The following is a 13,002-nucleotide window of genomic DNA, read 5'->3' on the forward strand; positions in this document are numbered from 1 at the left end:
TGCCGCCCTCCCCGTGCCGCCCCCGCACCGGCCGCGGCATCCGGCATTTTTCCGTGACCCCGTTCGTTGCCGTTCCCGTGGGACATGGGCGTCGCCCGGTTCGCGCGCCCCGGCGTCCCGCGTGCATCCACCGATAATGGAACGAACCGAAGACCCCAGGAGGTCCCCGTGACCGGCGCAGGTTCCCCGCACCCGCTGCGCTCCCGACTGCGATCGCTGCGGCCCGTTGCCTTCGGGGCCGACCCCGCCGGAGCGCGGATGGAGCGGATCCGCCGCTCGCCCCATTTCGCCGACGGGGTGTTCCAGAACCCCGTGGGCGCCCGGACCAGACCGTCCGGATCCATGCTCGAGTTCGCACAGGTCTACTTCCGGAAGGAGTCCCGCCGGCGCCGGGGCCCCGCGGCGCCGATACCCCTGCACCCCACCGTGGGCGAGGACCTCGCGAGGCCCCCTGTCTCGGGGCTGCGGCTCACCTGGATGGGCCACTCCAGCGTGCTCGCCGAGATCGACGGCAAGCGGGTGCTCTTCGACCCGGTCTGGGGCCGGCGCTGCTCACCTTTCGCGTTCGCGGGGCCGAAGCGCCTCCACCCGGCGCCCTTGCCCCTCGCCGCGCTCGGCCCGGTCGACGTGGTCGTCATCTCCCACGACCACTACGACCACCTCGACCTGCCCACGATCCGCGCGCTGGCCTCGACGGACACGCTCTTCGCGGTACCACTGGGCGTGGGGGCGCACCTGGAACGCTGGGGCGTGGCGGAGAGTCGCCTTCGGGAACTGGACTGGCAGGAGTCGGCGCAGGTGGACGGCCTGCGGCTGACCGCCACCCCGGCCCGGCACTTCTGCGGCCGCGGCCTCCGCAACCAGCAGCACACGCTCTGGGCGTCGTGGGCCGTCGAGGGGCCGTCCGGTCACCGCGTCTACCACAGTGGTGACACGGGGTACTTCCCCGGCTTCCGGGACATCGGTGCCGAGTACGGCCCGTTCGACGCGACCATGATCCAGATTGGCGCGTACAGCGAGTACTGGCCCGAGGGCCGCACGGACCATACCCCGCTGCCCGGCGGGTGGCCGGACATCCACATGACGCCTGCCCAGGGCGTGCAGGCCCACCTCGACCTGCAAGGAGGCACCCCGTCCGGCGTGCTTCTGCCGATCCACTGGGGCACCTTCAACCTGGCTCTGCACGCGTGGGCGGAGCCGGGGGAGTGGACGAGGGACGCGGCCGCGGAAGCCGGCCAGGCCGCGGCGTTCCCTCGGCCCGGCGAGCCTTTCGAGCCCGCGCGGAAGCTGCCCGAGGATCCTTGGTGGCGGACCGTGTCCCATCCGATCGCACACCCGTGGCGCCGCCCCGGGCGGGTCGGGGCCGAGGCCGAGACACCCAGTGGCGACCTCGACCTCGCGGGCGAGCGGTGACATCCGCCTGGGACGAGCGTGCCCCGGTCGGGCCGATGCGCGAGCGTTCCCGCCCGAGCGGGTGCGACCCCAGCCCCTGACCCGTCGCCGAGCGCGGTGTGGCCGCTGTCCGGGCCCCGGACGATGACGGTGTTTCGGACGGTGACGGCGTCCCGGGCGGCGACGGTGTCTTGCCGTCGATGTCGACGAGGCGGGTACCGGCGCCCCGGTCGCTTCCCGGCACCCGCTGGGTCGTCTCCCGCCCGGTCGTCTCCCGACTCCCGCCATGACCCATCGTCGGGGCCGCCGATCCGGTTGTGCCCGTACGCGATCAGCCGGCGCCCTCCTGGCGCGCGTCGGGCGTGGATTCAGTCGGGCGTGGATTCAGCGGGTCGCCGTGACGCCGTGCGGGCCCAGCCGCTCCGGCAGGTCGGCCAGGGCCGTCAGCTGTTCCAGGTGGTGGACGCCGCTCGGCACCCTCTGTGTGACCAGGGCGCGCACGACGTGTGCGGCGACCAGGCCGGTCGCGCGGCTCTGTCCGTTGCCGGTGAGGGCCAGGGTCGCGTGCCGGTCGCCGTGCCGGGCGTCGGCGCGTATCGCGAAGCTGTCGCCGCCGAGGTGGAGGCGGCCGAATGCGCCGGTCAGGAACCGCTGCCGTCGCTCTCCGCGTATCAGTCCCGTGCGGCGCAGTGCGAACAGGGCGGCGGTCACCGGCCGTGAATCCAGGCAGAGCCGTGTGGTCACTGGCGCACCCGGCCTGAGGGCGGTGCACTCCGGTGTCTCCGGTGCCTGACGCCGTAGGCCGGGAGCCCCGATGGAGGAGGCAGGGCGGCTTTTCGGCGTGGTGGCCGGAGCAGGCGACGAACCGGTGCGCTGTTCCGTATACGGGGACGGGTCAGCCGGCGAGGGCACCGGTCATCAGGCCGAGCACCGGGCCCCCGGCGACGCCCAGGACCACCGAGGCGGTGGCGGTCGTGCAGGCGAGCACCGCGGCCGGCCGCAGCACCTGGTGGGGCGGAGCAGCTTCACCGCCCGACACGGCGGGCCGGATCCAGCGCAGGTAGTAGAAGAGAGACGCCACCGTATTGACGGCGGCGACCACGGCCAGCCAGGCGAGTCCCCCGTCGATGGCCGCAGTGAAGACTTCGAGCTTGCCGAGGAACACGGCTGTGGGAGGAGTGCCGAGGAGGCCGAGCAGGCACACGATCAGACTGAGGGTCAGCGCCGGGTGCTGCCGCAGGAGGCCGCGGTAGTCGTCGAGGTTCCGCGCGTGGGGGAGGGAGCACACCACGGCGAAGGCGCCCAGGTTGGTCAGGGCGTAGGCGGCCAGGTAGTAGAGCAGAGCGGGCTGGGCCTGGGCGCCCGCGCCGACGGCGGCGATGGGCATGAGCAGATAGCCGACCTGGCTGATGGCCGAGTACGCCAGCAGTCGTTTGACGTCGGTCTGGAAGAAGGCACCGAAGTTCCCCAGCGTCATGGAGAGGGTGGCGAGGACGGCCACGAGTTCCGGCCAGGGGACCTCGCTGCCGGCGAGGGGTGCGGCGAGCAGGCGGTAGAGGGCGGCCAGTGCTCCGATCTTGGGGAGGGTCGTGAGCAGCGCGGCGGCGGGTGGCGAGCTGCCCTGGACGGCGTCGGGCACCCAGAAGTGGCTGGGCACCGCTCCGGCTTTGAAGAGGAGCCCGGCGAGCACGCCGACCAGCCCGACGCCGACGAGGGCGGCCGGGGCCTCGGGCAGAGCGCCGCCGAGTCGGGCGTAGGCGGTGCTCCTGCCCGCTGCGAACATCACGGTGATACCGGTGAGGAAGACGACGCCGAGCAGCGCTCCGATCACGAAGTACTTCAGCGCCGCCTCGGTACCGGGTCCGTCCTTGCGGAATCCGGCCAGCGCGTAGGAGGGGACGCTCGCCAGCAGGTAGGCGGCGGCGACGAGCAGCAGGTCCTGGGCGCCGGCGAGCATCAGCGCACCCAGGGCCGCCAGCTGGACGAGCACGTAGAACTCGCTTTCGCGGGCTTCCCTCCGCAAGGGGGCGGTGCTCAGGGCCAGTACGACGAGCGTTCCGCCGAGGACGACGATCCGGACGGTCGCGGTCACCGGATCGACGGCGAAGGCCCCGCCGAAGGCCGTCGTGGGGGCGCTCGCGGCGGCCACCCCCGCCGCCGCGACGCCGGCCGCGCAGGCGGTGGAGCCGAGGGCGGCGACAAGCCACTGGCGGTGGCGCGGCAGCCAGGCTCCGAGGAGCAGTCCGAGCACGGCGGAGCCGCCGAGGAAGACCTCGGGCAGCAGGTACAGCGGGTTCTCGTTCATCTCGTTCATCGGGCCAGCAGCTCCAGCACGCCACGGGAGGCCGGCTCGATGACGTCCAGCACGAAGCGCGGCATGAGGCCGAGGACGACGGCGAGGGCGAGCAGCGGCACGATGGCCACGCCTTCATGGGCCCGGACGTCGGCGAAGGCCAGCGAGTCACCTGCGGAGTCCGGAAGCCGCAGTGGTCCGAGGAACATCCGCTGCAGCGCCCGGAGCAGCAGGGCGGCGGTGAGCAGGATGCCGACGACGGCCAGTGCGGTCGCCACCGGGCGCGGCCCCAGGCTGCCCGTCAGGATCTGGAACTCGGCGATGAAGCCGGAGAAGCCGGGGAGTCCGAGTGAGCCGAAGACGGCCACTCCGGTGAGTGCCGCGAACACCGGCGCCCGGGCGGCGACGCCGGAGTAGGCGGCCATGTCGTAGGTGCGGCCGCGCTCGTAGAGGGCACCGGCGAGCAGGAACAGAGCCCCGGTCAGCAGTCCGTGACTGACCATCTGGAAGGTCGCACCGGTCACGGCCAGGCGGCGGGCGTCCGCCGGGTCCGTACCGGCTGCCGCGGCGGCGCCGATGGCGAGGACGATGTAGCCCATGTGATTGACGCTGGTGTAGGCGATCATCCGCTTGAACTCGCTCTGCGCCAGCGCGACCAGTGCCCCGTAGAGCACGGAGACCACGCCGACGACGACGAAGACGAGGGCGTAGCCGCGCCAGGCCTGGGGCAGCATGGGCATGGCGATCCGCAGGAACCCGTAGGTGCCCATCTTCAGCAGTACCCCGGCGAGGATGGCCGACCCCTCGGCCGGGGCTTCGGTGTGCGCGGGCGGCAGCCAGGTGTGGAAGGGCACGGTGGGCGTCTTCACGGCCAGCCCCACGCCGATGGCCAGCAGCACCAGGGCGCCGTACGCGGAACGTCCCGCAAGCGGGTTCTCACGGGTGAGCGCCACCATGTCGAAGGTGTGCGGATCGGCGGCGAGGTACAGCCCGATGAACCCCAGCAGCAGGGCGAGCGATCCGATGAAGGTGTAGAGGAAGAACTTCAACGCGGCCCGTGCCGCGCCGCGATGACCCCAGCCGGCGATGATGAAGTACATCGCCACGATCGACAGGTCGAAGAAGACGAAGAAGAGGATCAGGTCCAGGGCGGCGAACAGGCCCAGGCACGTGGTCTCCAGGAGAAGGAACAGCGCGGCGAAGTCCCGCACGCGACGCGTCTCGCGCCAGGCGTAGCAGGCGCACGCGAGGAACAGCACCCCGGTCATCGCCAGCAGCGGCAGCGACAGCCCGTCGACCCCGACGTGGTAGCCGATGCCGGCGCTGGGGATCCACTGGGCGTACGTCTCGTACTGGATGCCCTCCCCGGCACGGTAACCCGCCCACACGACCAGCGTCAGCGCGAGAACGACCGCGGAGACCGCCACCCACACACCGAGGCACACGGCGCGGGGTGCGCGCCGCGGCAGGCACAGCAGCAGGGCGGACGCGGCCGCGGGCAGCAGGACGATGGCCGTGAGCACGGCGGTCACCTCACGAGGACGAGTACGACGGCGAGAACGGTGAAGGCGGCGACGGCCTGGGCGAGGTACTGGTGCAGCTGCCCGGTCTGCGGACGGCGCGCGAGCCGCCCGAGAGCCAGGCTGGCAGCGGCCGTACCTTCGACGAGCCCGTCCACCGCCGTCTCCACCCGGCGGTTCACCACGTCGGCGAGACGCAGCGTGCCGCGAGCGAGGCCGTCGACGCCGCGGTCGAGGACCCGGTCGTCGAAGCCGGCGAGCTCCTCGGCCAGGCGCTGGACGGGACGTACGAGGACGAAGCGGGACGCGGCCTCCAGACCGAGCCAGCGGGCAGCCCATCGGACGGCGGGCCGTGCCACCCGGCCGGGCCGCTCGCCCCATGCCCAGACGGCGGCGGCGACGGACAGAGCCAGCAGGCCGCTGACCGCGAACTCCCACGGAAGGGGCTGCGCTTCGCCGTTCACGCCGAGCGTCCGCGCGACGGCCTCCCGTACCGGCGGCAGCACCAGGACGGTCAGCACCACGGCGGCGGCGGACAGCACCGCGAACGGCACGCCTTCGGCGGCGGACACCCGCCGCGGGGCGGGTCCGTCGGGTGCCGGGCGCGGCGGGGGAGCGGGCCGCCAGACGTACCAGAGCGCCCTGACGCTGTACATCGCGGACACCGCCGCGGCCGCGAGACCGGCCGCGTACAGCGCGGGGGAGTGGGCGAGCGCCCCGGCCAGCAGCACGTCCTTGGCCGCCCACAGTGACAGCGGCGGTACACCGGCCAGGCTCAGCGCGGCGACGCTGAACGCCACCCCGGCCACCGGCGCCGCGCGGGCCGCTCCGCGCAGCTTCGACAGGTCCTTGGTGCCGAGCCGGGTGAGCCAGAAGCCGGTGACGAGGAAGGCCAGGCTCTTCGCCGCGGCGTGGGCGATGAGCTGCAGAGTGCCGCCGACGGCCGATCCGGTGCCGGCCGCGAGCACCATGAACCCGATCTGGGCGCAACTGGAGGCGGCGAGCAGCTGCTTGAGATCGGTCTGGGCCACCGCGACGAGACCGAGGGCGAACGCGGTGGTCACACCGATCCAGGCGGTGACGTCGCTGCCCCAGCCCGACGCGCTCAGCAGCGGCCCCGTCCTGATCAGCAGGTAGGCACCGGCGACGACCATCGTCGCGGAGTGCAGCAGAGCCGAGACGGGGCTGGGACCCTGCATGGCCCTCGACAGCCAGAAACTGAACGGCAACTGCGCCGACTTGCCGAGCGCGGCGGCGATCACCCCGGCCGCCACCAGGTGCAGCCACGGCCGGGCGACCTGGTCCAGGCCGGCCAGGGCCAGGCTCCGGCCTCCGGCCAGCGAGGCGCCGGCGGCGAGGTAGAGCCCGAGGTCCGCGGTCCGTGTGGTGATGAACGCGACTCCGGCCGCCCGACCCCGCACCGGGTCGTGCCACCAGTAGCCGATCAGCGCCCACGAGGTGGCGCCCATGACCTCCCAGCTCATCAGCAGGGAGGGCAGGGTCGTCGCGGTGACGGTGACCAGCATCGCCCCGACGAACAGCAGCATCATGCCGAAGAACCTCGCCCGCGCCTGGTCCGGCCCGACGTCCGCCGTGCTGAAGAGCAGGATCAGCGCGGCGACGGCGGTGACGGTCACCACCATCAGGCCCGACAGGCCGTCCACCGCGAGACCGAACGCCGCTCCCTGGAACAGCGGTGCTCCGGCCCGCGGCTGGGCGTAGGCCGCCGTGACGGCGAGGACGATCCCGGCGGCAGCGACGAAGACCGCGGCGGCGGGGGCGACGCGGTCGGCCCGCCGTCCCCCGAGGCACAGCAGCACGCCGCTCACCAGCGGGAGGCCGACCAGTGCCCACAGCACCCAGCTCATGCTCTCAAGTCCCCCGCCTCGTCGGTCATGTCGACCTCCCGGGCCCGGAACAGGGCGGTGACCACCGCGAATCCGATCGCCATCTCCACCGCCATGACGGTGACGGCGAGGACGACCAGCACCTGCCCGTCCGTGGCCGCGGGGGCGATGTAGTGCCAGACGGCCGCGGCGGCCAGGATGACGCCGCCGAGCATGAGCTCCAGACCCATCATCAGCATCACGACGGACTGCTGGGTCAGCGCCCCGAACAGCCCCACCCCGAACAGCGCCGCGGCGGCCAGCAGGAACAGTTCCAGGTTCACCGGCCGACCCCTCCCGGTACCGGGTCGTCGGCGCGGCGTGCCCGCAGATCGTCCCCCAGCCGGTCGTAGCGGCCGCGGTGGGTGGCCAGCAGCACGGTGGCCACGATGGTGGCGAACAGGGCGAAGCCCAGCGTCATCATCGTCAGCATCTGCGGGCCCATCAGGGATTCACCCAGTGCCTTGGTCGGGTCGTCGTCCGCCGTCCCCGCCCGCGGCGGCCACGGCGCCAGGACGATGCCCGAGGCCATCAGCAGAAAGACCCCCGTACAGACGACCGCCGCGCCCTTCTTGTTGTGCTGCATGGACATCGGCATGAGCCCTGCCGGGTTCATCATGTACATCACCATGAAGACGGCCATGATGGCCATCTCGATGGTCATCATCAGCACGATGACCACACCGAGGTAGTCGAGTCCGAGCAGGATGACCATCCCGCCGACACAGAGCAGCGACAGAAGCAGCGCATAGGTCGCCCGGGCCATGGAGTCGAAGCGGAACACCATGACCCCGCCGCCCACCGCGAGGGCGGCGAGGACCCAGAAGACCGTGTTCTCCGGCATGCCGCTCCCTAGCGGTTCAGTACGACGATGGCGACGAACAGCGCCTGCAGCAGCGCCAACGGCACCAGCACCATCCAGGCGAACTCCATGTAGCGCTCCATCCGCAGCACCGGCAGCATCCGCCGCACCACGATGAGCGCCGCTAGCACGGCAGCGGTCTTCAGCAGCGTCCACGCCCAGCCCGGCAGCAGCGGTCCCTGCCCGCCGCCGAGGAACAGGGGCACGCTGAACGCCGCGGTGGCCACCAGCAGCAGCCATCGGCCGCCGAGCAGAAGAAGACGGTCCACGCCGCTGTACTCCGCGGCGGCGCCGCCGGCCACGTCCCTGCCCAGCGGATGGCCGAACGGGCCCCAGAACGACATCGCCGGCGCACTCAGCAGATAGACGGCGAACGCGGCCGGCATCCACACGACGAACCACAGCCCCTGCTGGGCACCGACCACCTCCGACACCCGCAGCGACTCCGCGCCCAGGCCCGCGATGGTCAGCGCGAGCATGTGCGGCAACTCGTACGCGAGCCCCTGCGCGAGGAAGCGGTAGCCGCCGATCAGCGACAGCGCCGAGTTCGGTCCCCAGCCCGCAAGCCAGACCGCGGCCCAGGCCAGTACCTCCATCGCGTTGAACCACACGATCCCGACCACGGGATCGGCCACCGACACACCTCCCCACGGCACCACCGCCGCGGCCAGGACCGCGGCCACCGGCACCAGGCCGAGGCCGATGCGCCCGAGCGCCACATCGGCCGACGGCGTGGTCCGTCGCTGCTGCGCAAGCAGCCGCAGCCCCTCCCGCACGGGCGCCGTCGCCGCGGCGAGCACACCGGGACCGCCGCGCCGGGCGTCCCCGCCGAGCACCGCGTCGAACGCGGCAGCGGCGACGGCCGCGAGGCACAGGGCCACCGGCAGGACCAGGGCCGCCCACAGCGGCGCCGCCTCAGGCATGACCGGTCCCCACCAGTTCGTCGAGGTCCGGATCGAAACTCGCCAGGATCAGCCGCGCGCAGGCGAACTCCGCGCCCGGCAGCAGAGGGAGCAGGGCGTCGAGCAGAACCCGGGAAGGCGGCCGGTCCGGGTCCAGCCGCCCGCGGGGGCCGTCGCCGCCGGTGACGGCACGGGTGTCGTCCATACCGTGCAGGGACCGCTCGATCTCCGCCAGCCAGACGCACAGCCGGGCATGGACGTCACCGTCGGCGGCGAGCGCGGGACCGGTCACCCCGAGCTCCCCGGCCCGCCCGGCGGGCAGTTCCCCCAGCGCAACCGTCAGCCAGCGCAGCGTCCGCGACCCGGCGACCCGGCGGGTGAGCCGCAGGACCCCCGGAGCGAGCTCATCCGTCGCGGCGCCGTGCAGCAGCCGATCGCGCAGACGGCGCGCCTCGGCAGCGGGCCGAGGCCACCCTGCCACGGCCAGGAGCCGGCCCACACTGTCCAGATGGGAGGCACAGCGCCGGCGTTCCGCCGTGCCCCGGGTCACCGCCTCGCCCGCGGCCGCACGCAGCCATGGCTCGCTCCAGAACGGACACCGTCCCGGCACTCCGGCCGCCGGCGGGTGCTCCGTCACCGACTGGACCACGTCCCCCTGGAGCGCGACCTCCAGCACCAGACCCGCCGGCCAGTCCGGGAGCACCGGTCCCAGCGGAAGATGCAGCCGGTCCAGCCGCAGGCCGTCGCGGTCGTCGGCCCGCCCGGCCATCGGCAACCCCGCGACGACGCCACCGCGGTGCCCGCCGTGGTCCTGCCGGCCCGGGCGTTCCCCGTGGTCCTGCCGGCCCGGGTGATCCATGTGGTCGCCCTGGTCGTGACGAGCCTGATGACCCCCCGCCTCCGGGTGACGGTACGGCCCGTGTCCGCCGTCTTCCCGGTCCTGCCGCTCACGGCCCCGCGTTCCACCAGGAGAGCCGGTGGAGGGCGGCCACGGGGCGTCGCCTTGACGCCCCGTGGCCAGCAACCGGCCCAGCACGTCCAGAGCACGGGGGGCGTCGTCGGCTTGGCGGACGGAGACGTACGCCTTCGGCCGGGGCACGCCCTTCCACACGTCGGCCAGCCACGGCGGCTGCACATCGCCCTGCTCCCCGGCCACGACGAGCCCGGCGGCGGCCGCCGGGCCGGCGGCGGACGGCCAGCCCCGGTGCCTGAGTTCCGCCTCCACCGCGAGCCGTTCCCGGGTGGCGCCGGGCAGGGTCACCAGCAGAACGGGAGGCCGCCGGGCGGTCATTCGGGGCAGCACGCCGATCAGGCCCATCGCAGTGCGCCCTCGCGCCAGGCGTAGGTCACCGCCGCGAAGAGGATGCCCAGGAAGAGGAACATCTCGACGACCGCCGGCGGGCCCATCTCCCGCACCACTCTGACCCACGGATACATGAACAGCATTTCCATGTCGAAGGCGAGGAAGATCATGGTGACCGGGTACCACCTGACATGGAAGCGGGAGAAGGCGTGCTCACGCGGCATCAGGCCACCCGCGAACGGCATCGGTGCCAGGGCGGCGGCCCTTTCGGCCAGCAGCGCGCTCAGCCCGTAGAGGCCGGCGACCGCCGCCACCGTCAGCCCCAGCAGGACGAGTACCGGCAACCAGACGCTCACCCGCGCCATACTGCCCAGCCAACGGCCTCGCACCTCGAAGGCGCACAGACCGCGGCGCTTCGCCCACCGGAACGGCTCCCTGACAGTGAGGGCGCGGACCGATAAGAACATCACCGCCCGCGGGCAATGCCGTCCGGGTGCAGGGCGCGTGCCGCCATCGGCGGCCGTACGGACCCATCCGCGCGCGTACGGCCCCATCCGCGCCCGCGGGCTCCCATCCGCACCCGCAGGGACCCATCCGCGCCCGCATGGGCCCGCCCGCACCCGCCCGGTGCCCGAGTGCGGGGGGATATCCCCCGAGGCCGCCCCTCTCGCCAGTTGTCCTGACACTCCGCCCCATCGGCCGAGGACGAGGACGTACCCGGGCACAGTCCCCCGCCTGCGGCCACGGCATTTCGGCTGTGCGTGCGAGCCCTCATACCAGAGCGGGATGCTCTTCGGGCAAGTTTGTCAACTGCCCACCGCACATGAACGGTTCACGACTACCCTGTGTGTCCGGTGATCAACGGTGGGCTGCAGCCCACCCCCTTGGCGCCGCGCACACCGATCGGTACACGATTCCCGGGCCACGTACCAAGGACGCTGATGTCTCAACTACGCGCACCCGCCGCGCGGTCGGACCGCCGCGAGGGCGGGCGGCACGGCCGGTCAGGCGCCCGCGCTCTCTCCTCCGCGGGCAGGCCGCATTCCACGCCGCCGAACTCCGAAGCCCGTATACGCCCCCAACTGATGCGCACCGCCGTACTGCCCGCCGTCGTGGTGTCGCTCAGCGGCGCGGCTGCGGTGCTGTTCACCATCCGCTCCACCGGCGCGCGGCCCTCCGCGGCGCTGTGGGTCGCCCTCGCCGGCTCGGCGGCCCTCGCCGTCGTCGCCGTGGCGGCGGCGGCGGTGAGCGCGGAGCGCACCGCACGATCCGTGCTCGACCGCGCACAGAACCTGCGCCGGTCCAGCGCCCGCCGGCAGGCCGAGCTCACCGCCGTCGTCGAGGGACTGCGCCGGGGGGAGCGCCCACCGGCCCGTGAGAACCTCCCCGCCGCGCCCGCCGGCGGGGACGAACTCGACCTCCTCGCCCAGGAGCTGACGCGCTCCCACGACGCCGCCGTGGCGGCCGTGGTACAGGCGTCCCGGCTCTCCAGCAGCGTCGGCAACGAGCAGAAGGTCGAGGTCTTCGTCAATCTGGCGCGAAGGCTGCAGTCGCTGGTCCACCGCGAGATCCAGCTGCTCGACGAGCTGGAGAACGAGGTCGAGGACCCGGAGCTGCTCAAGGGCCTCTTCCACGTCGACCACCTGGCCACCCGGATCCGCCGGCACGCGGAGAACCTCGCCGTCCTCGGCGGCGCCATCTCCCGCCGCCAGTGGTCGAACCCGGTGACCATGACCGAGGTCCTCCGCTCCTCGATCGCCGAGGTCGAGCAGTACCCCCGGGTCAAGCTGGTGCCGCCGATCGACGGCACCCTGCGGGGCCACGCGGTCGCCGACGTCATCCACCTCCTCGCCGAACTGGTCGAGAACGCGACCCTGTTCTCCGCCCCGCACACCCAGGTGCTGCTGCGCGCGTCGCGCGTCACGGCGGGGCTGGCGGTGGAGGTCGAGGACCGGGGGCTCGGCATGCCGCTCTCCGAGCAGAACAAGATGAACGCCCTGCTCGCGGACCCCGATCAGGTCAATGTGGCGCACCTTCTGCAGGACGGCCGCATCGGGCTCTTCGTGGTCTCCGCGCTCGCCCGCCGGCACGGCATCGCGGTCCGCCTCCAGTCCAACATCTACGGGGGCATCCAGGCCGTGCTGGTGCTGCCGCAGGGGCTGCTCGGCGCCGAGCCGGGCACCCAGGGCGGCACGGCGCAATCGGGCGCGCACCGCCACGCCGACCATCCACCGGCCGCGGCAACCGCGGTGGCGGGCGGAGTCGCCGGCCGGGAGCGGGCCGCCGCACCCCTGGGCGGCGCACCCGGGGGCGCCGCACCCCATCCCGCCGTCGAACCGCGGCAGGCCGCCGACGCCCACCACACCGGCGGTCAGCGAACCCTCACCTACGCGACGAGCATGCCGGGCATGCCGCACCGGCAGCCCCCGGCGGATCCCACCGCGCCCGGCCCGCTGCCGGTGCGCGGCGAGCACCCGGACCGGCCCGACCCGGCCGCCCTGCGGACCGGCGCGGGCCACGCGGCCGCCCCGCAGGTCCCCGTCCCCCCGCCTCCGCAGGCCCCCGCACCCCGCCACGCGCCCCCGCCGCCCGAATTCCCCGCCGCACGCGGGACCGCGGGACGCCCGCAGTTGCCCAAGCGGCGTGCGCAGGAGCATCTGGCACCCCAGTTGCGGGACGGGCCGGCCCAGCGCAGACCCGAGGAACAGGCGCTGCACGACCCCGGGCTGATGGCGGCCTTCCAGCGGGGCATCGGCCTCGCGGAGTCGGGGACGCCAGGAGGCGCGGACACGGCCGCGCACGAACCGCAGCAACAGGACGACACCCACAAGGAGTAGATGCACC

The 13,002-nt window shown here is 73.3% G+C and carries 11 protein-coding genes; 2 read left to right on the forward strand and 9 right to left on the reverse strand.

All coding sequences use genetic code 11. The features are described from left to right. Window positions 1–168 precede the first annotated feature (168 nt). On the forward strand, window positions 169–1,413 hold the full coding sequence (locus DDW44_RS27360) for an MBL fold metallo-hydrolase (protein WP_026281531.1): 1,245 nt from the start codon (window positions 169–171) through the stop codon (window positions 1,411–1,413). Between the two features lie 363 nt (window positions 1,414–1,776). Here DDW44_RS27360 and DDW44_RS27365 read toward each other — a convergent pair whose 3' ends face one another. From DDW44_RS27365 to DDW44_RS27405, 9 genes are all read right to left on the reverse strand, one after another. Beyond that, window positions 1,777–2,136: a hypothetical protein gene (locus tag DDW44_RS27365; protein WP_244224124.1), complete on the reverse strand. Its 360-nt coding sequence runs from the start codon at window positions 2,134–2,136 to the stop codon at window positions 1,777–1,779. 151 nt (window positions 2,137–2,287) lie between these two features. Further along, window positions 2,288–3,706 carry an NADH-quinone oxidoreductase subunit N gene (locus DDW44_RS27370; RefSeq protein WP_108908127.1) on the reverse strand — a complete coding sequence of 473 codons (1,419 nt, stop codon included), beginning with the start codon at window positions 3,704–3,706 and terminating at the stop codon, window positions 2,288–2,290. After that, window positions 3,703–5,208 (reverse strand): complex I subunit 4 family protein, encoded by a 1,506-nt coding sequence (locus DDW44_RS27375; RefSeq protein ID WP_206307392.1) that lies wholly within the window; start codon window positions 5,206–5,208, stop codon window positions 3,703–3,705. Before DDW44_RS27375 ends, DDW44_RS27370 begins: the two co-directional genes overlap by 4 nt. A 5-nt stretch (window positions 5,209–5,213) precedes the next feature. Continuing rightward, window positions 5,214–7,073: an NADH-quinone oxidoreductase subunit 5 family protein gene (locus tag DDW44_RS27380; protein ID WP_108908129.1), complete on the reverse strand. Its 1,860-nt coding sequence runs from the start codon at window positions 7,071–7,073 to the stop codon at window positions 5,214–5,216. Beyond that, window positions 7,070–7,375 (reverse strand): NADH-quinone oxidoreductase subunit NuoK, encoded by a 306-nt coding sequence (nuoK, locus tag DDW44_RS27385; RefSeq protein ID WP_017944170.1) that lies wholly within the window; start codon window positions 7,373–7,375, stop codon window positions 7,070–7,072. The genes DDW44_RS27380 and nuoK overlap by 4 nt, the downstream gene beginning before the upstream one ends. Then, complete coding sequence (locus DDW44_RS27390; RefSeq protein WP_108908130.1) at window positions 7,372–7,935, reverse strand: NADH-quinone oxidoreductase subunit J; 564 nt, start codon at window positions 7,933–7,935, stop codon at window positions 7,372–7,374. The genes nuoK and DDW44_RS27390 overlap by 4 nt, the downstream gene beginning before the upstream one ends. A gap of 8 nt (window positions 7,936–7,943) precedes the next feature. Beyond that, window positions 7,944–8,876, reverse strand: coding sequence for an NADH-quinone oxidoreductase subunit H (locus DDW44_RS27395; RefSeq protein ID WP_108908131.1), 933 nt, complete (start codon window positions 8,874–8,876; stop codon window positions 7,944–7,946). Beyond that, window positions 8,869–10,173 (reverse strand): hypothetical protein, encoded by a 1,305-nt coding sequence (locus DDW44_RS27400; protein WP_108908132.1) that lies wholly within the window; start codon window positions 10,171–10,173, stop codon window positions 8,869–8,871. The genes DDW44_RS27395 and DDW44_RS27400 overlap by 8 nt, the downstream gene beginning before the upstream one ends. Beyond that, window positions 10,164–10,523 (reverse strand): NADH-quinone oxidoreductase subunit A, encoded by a 360-nt coding sequence (locus DDW44_RS27405; RefSeq protein ID WP_026281533.1) that lies wholly within the window; start codon window positions 10,521–10,523, stop codon window positions 10,164–10,166. The genes DDW44_RS27400 and DDW44_RS27405 overlap by 10 nt, the downstream gene beginning before the upstream one ends. Before the next feature lie 576 nt (window positions 10,524–11,099). On the opposite strand from DDW44_RS27405, the gene DDW44_RS27410 reads away from it, so the two are divergent. Continuing rightward, window positions 11,100–12,995 (forward strand): sensor histidine kinase, encoded by a 1,896-nt coding sequence (locus tag DDW44_RS27410; protein WP_240800786.1) that lies wholly within the window; start codon window positions 11,100–11,102, stop codon window positions 12,993–12,995. Window positions 12,996–13,002 lie beyond the last annotated feature (7 nt).

Source organism: Streptomyces tirandamycinicus (assembly GCF_003097515.1).
GTDB lineage: Bacteria > Actinomycetota > Actinomycetes > Streptomycetales > Streptomycetaceae > Streptomyces > Streptomyces tirandamycinicus.

Excerpts from the sequence above, each read along its gene's own strand:
- DDW44_RS27370 (WP_108908127.1), bottom strand. The coding sequence starts at position 3,706 with ATGAACGAGATGAACGAGAACCCGCTGTACCTGCTGCCCGAGGTCTTC.
- DDW44_RS27380 (WP_108908129.1), bottom strand. The coding sequence starts at position 7,073 with ATGAGCTGGGTGCTGTGGGCACTGGTCGGCCTCCCGCTGGTGAGCGGC.
- DDW44_RS27390 (WP_108908130.1), bottom strand. The coding sequence starts at position 7,935 with ATGCCGGAGAACACGGTCTTCTGGGTCCTCGCCGCCCTCGCGGTGGGC.
- DDW44_RS27395 (WP_108908131.1), bottom strand. The coding sequence starts at position 8,876 with ATGCCTGAGGCGGCGCCGCTGTGGGCGGCCCTGGTCCTGCCGGTGGCC.
- DDW44_RS27400 (WP_108908132.1), bottom strand. The coding sequence starts at position 10,173 with ATGGGCCTGATCGGCGTGCTGCCCCGAATGACCGCCCGGCGGCCTCCC.
- DDW44_RS27405 (WP_026281533.1), bottom strand. The coding sequence starts at position 10,523 with ATGGCGCGGGTGAGCGTCTGGTTGCCGGTACTCGTCCTGCTGGGGCTG.
- DDW44_RS27410 (WP_240800786.1), top strand. The coding sequence starts at position 11,100 with ATGTCTCAACTACGCGCACCCGCCGCGCGGTCGGACCGCCGCGAGGGC.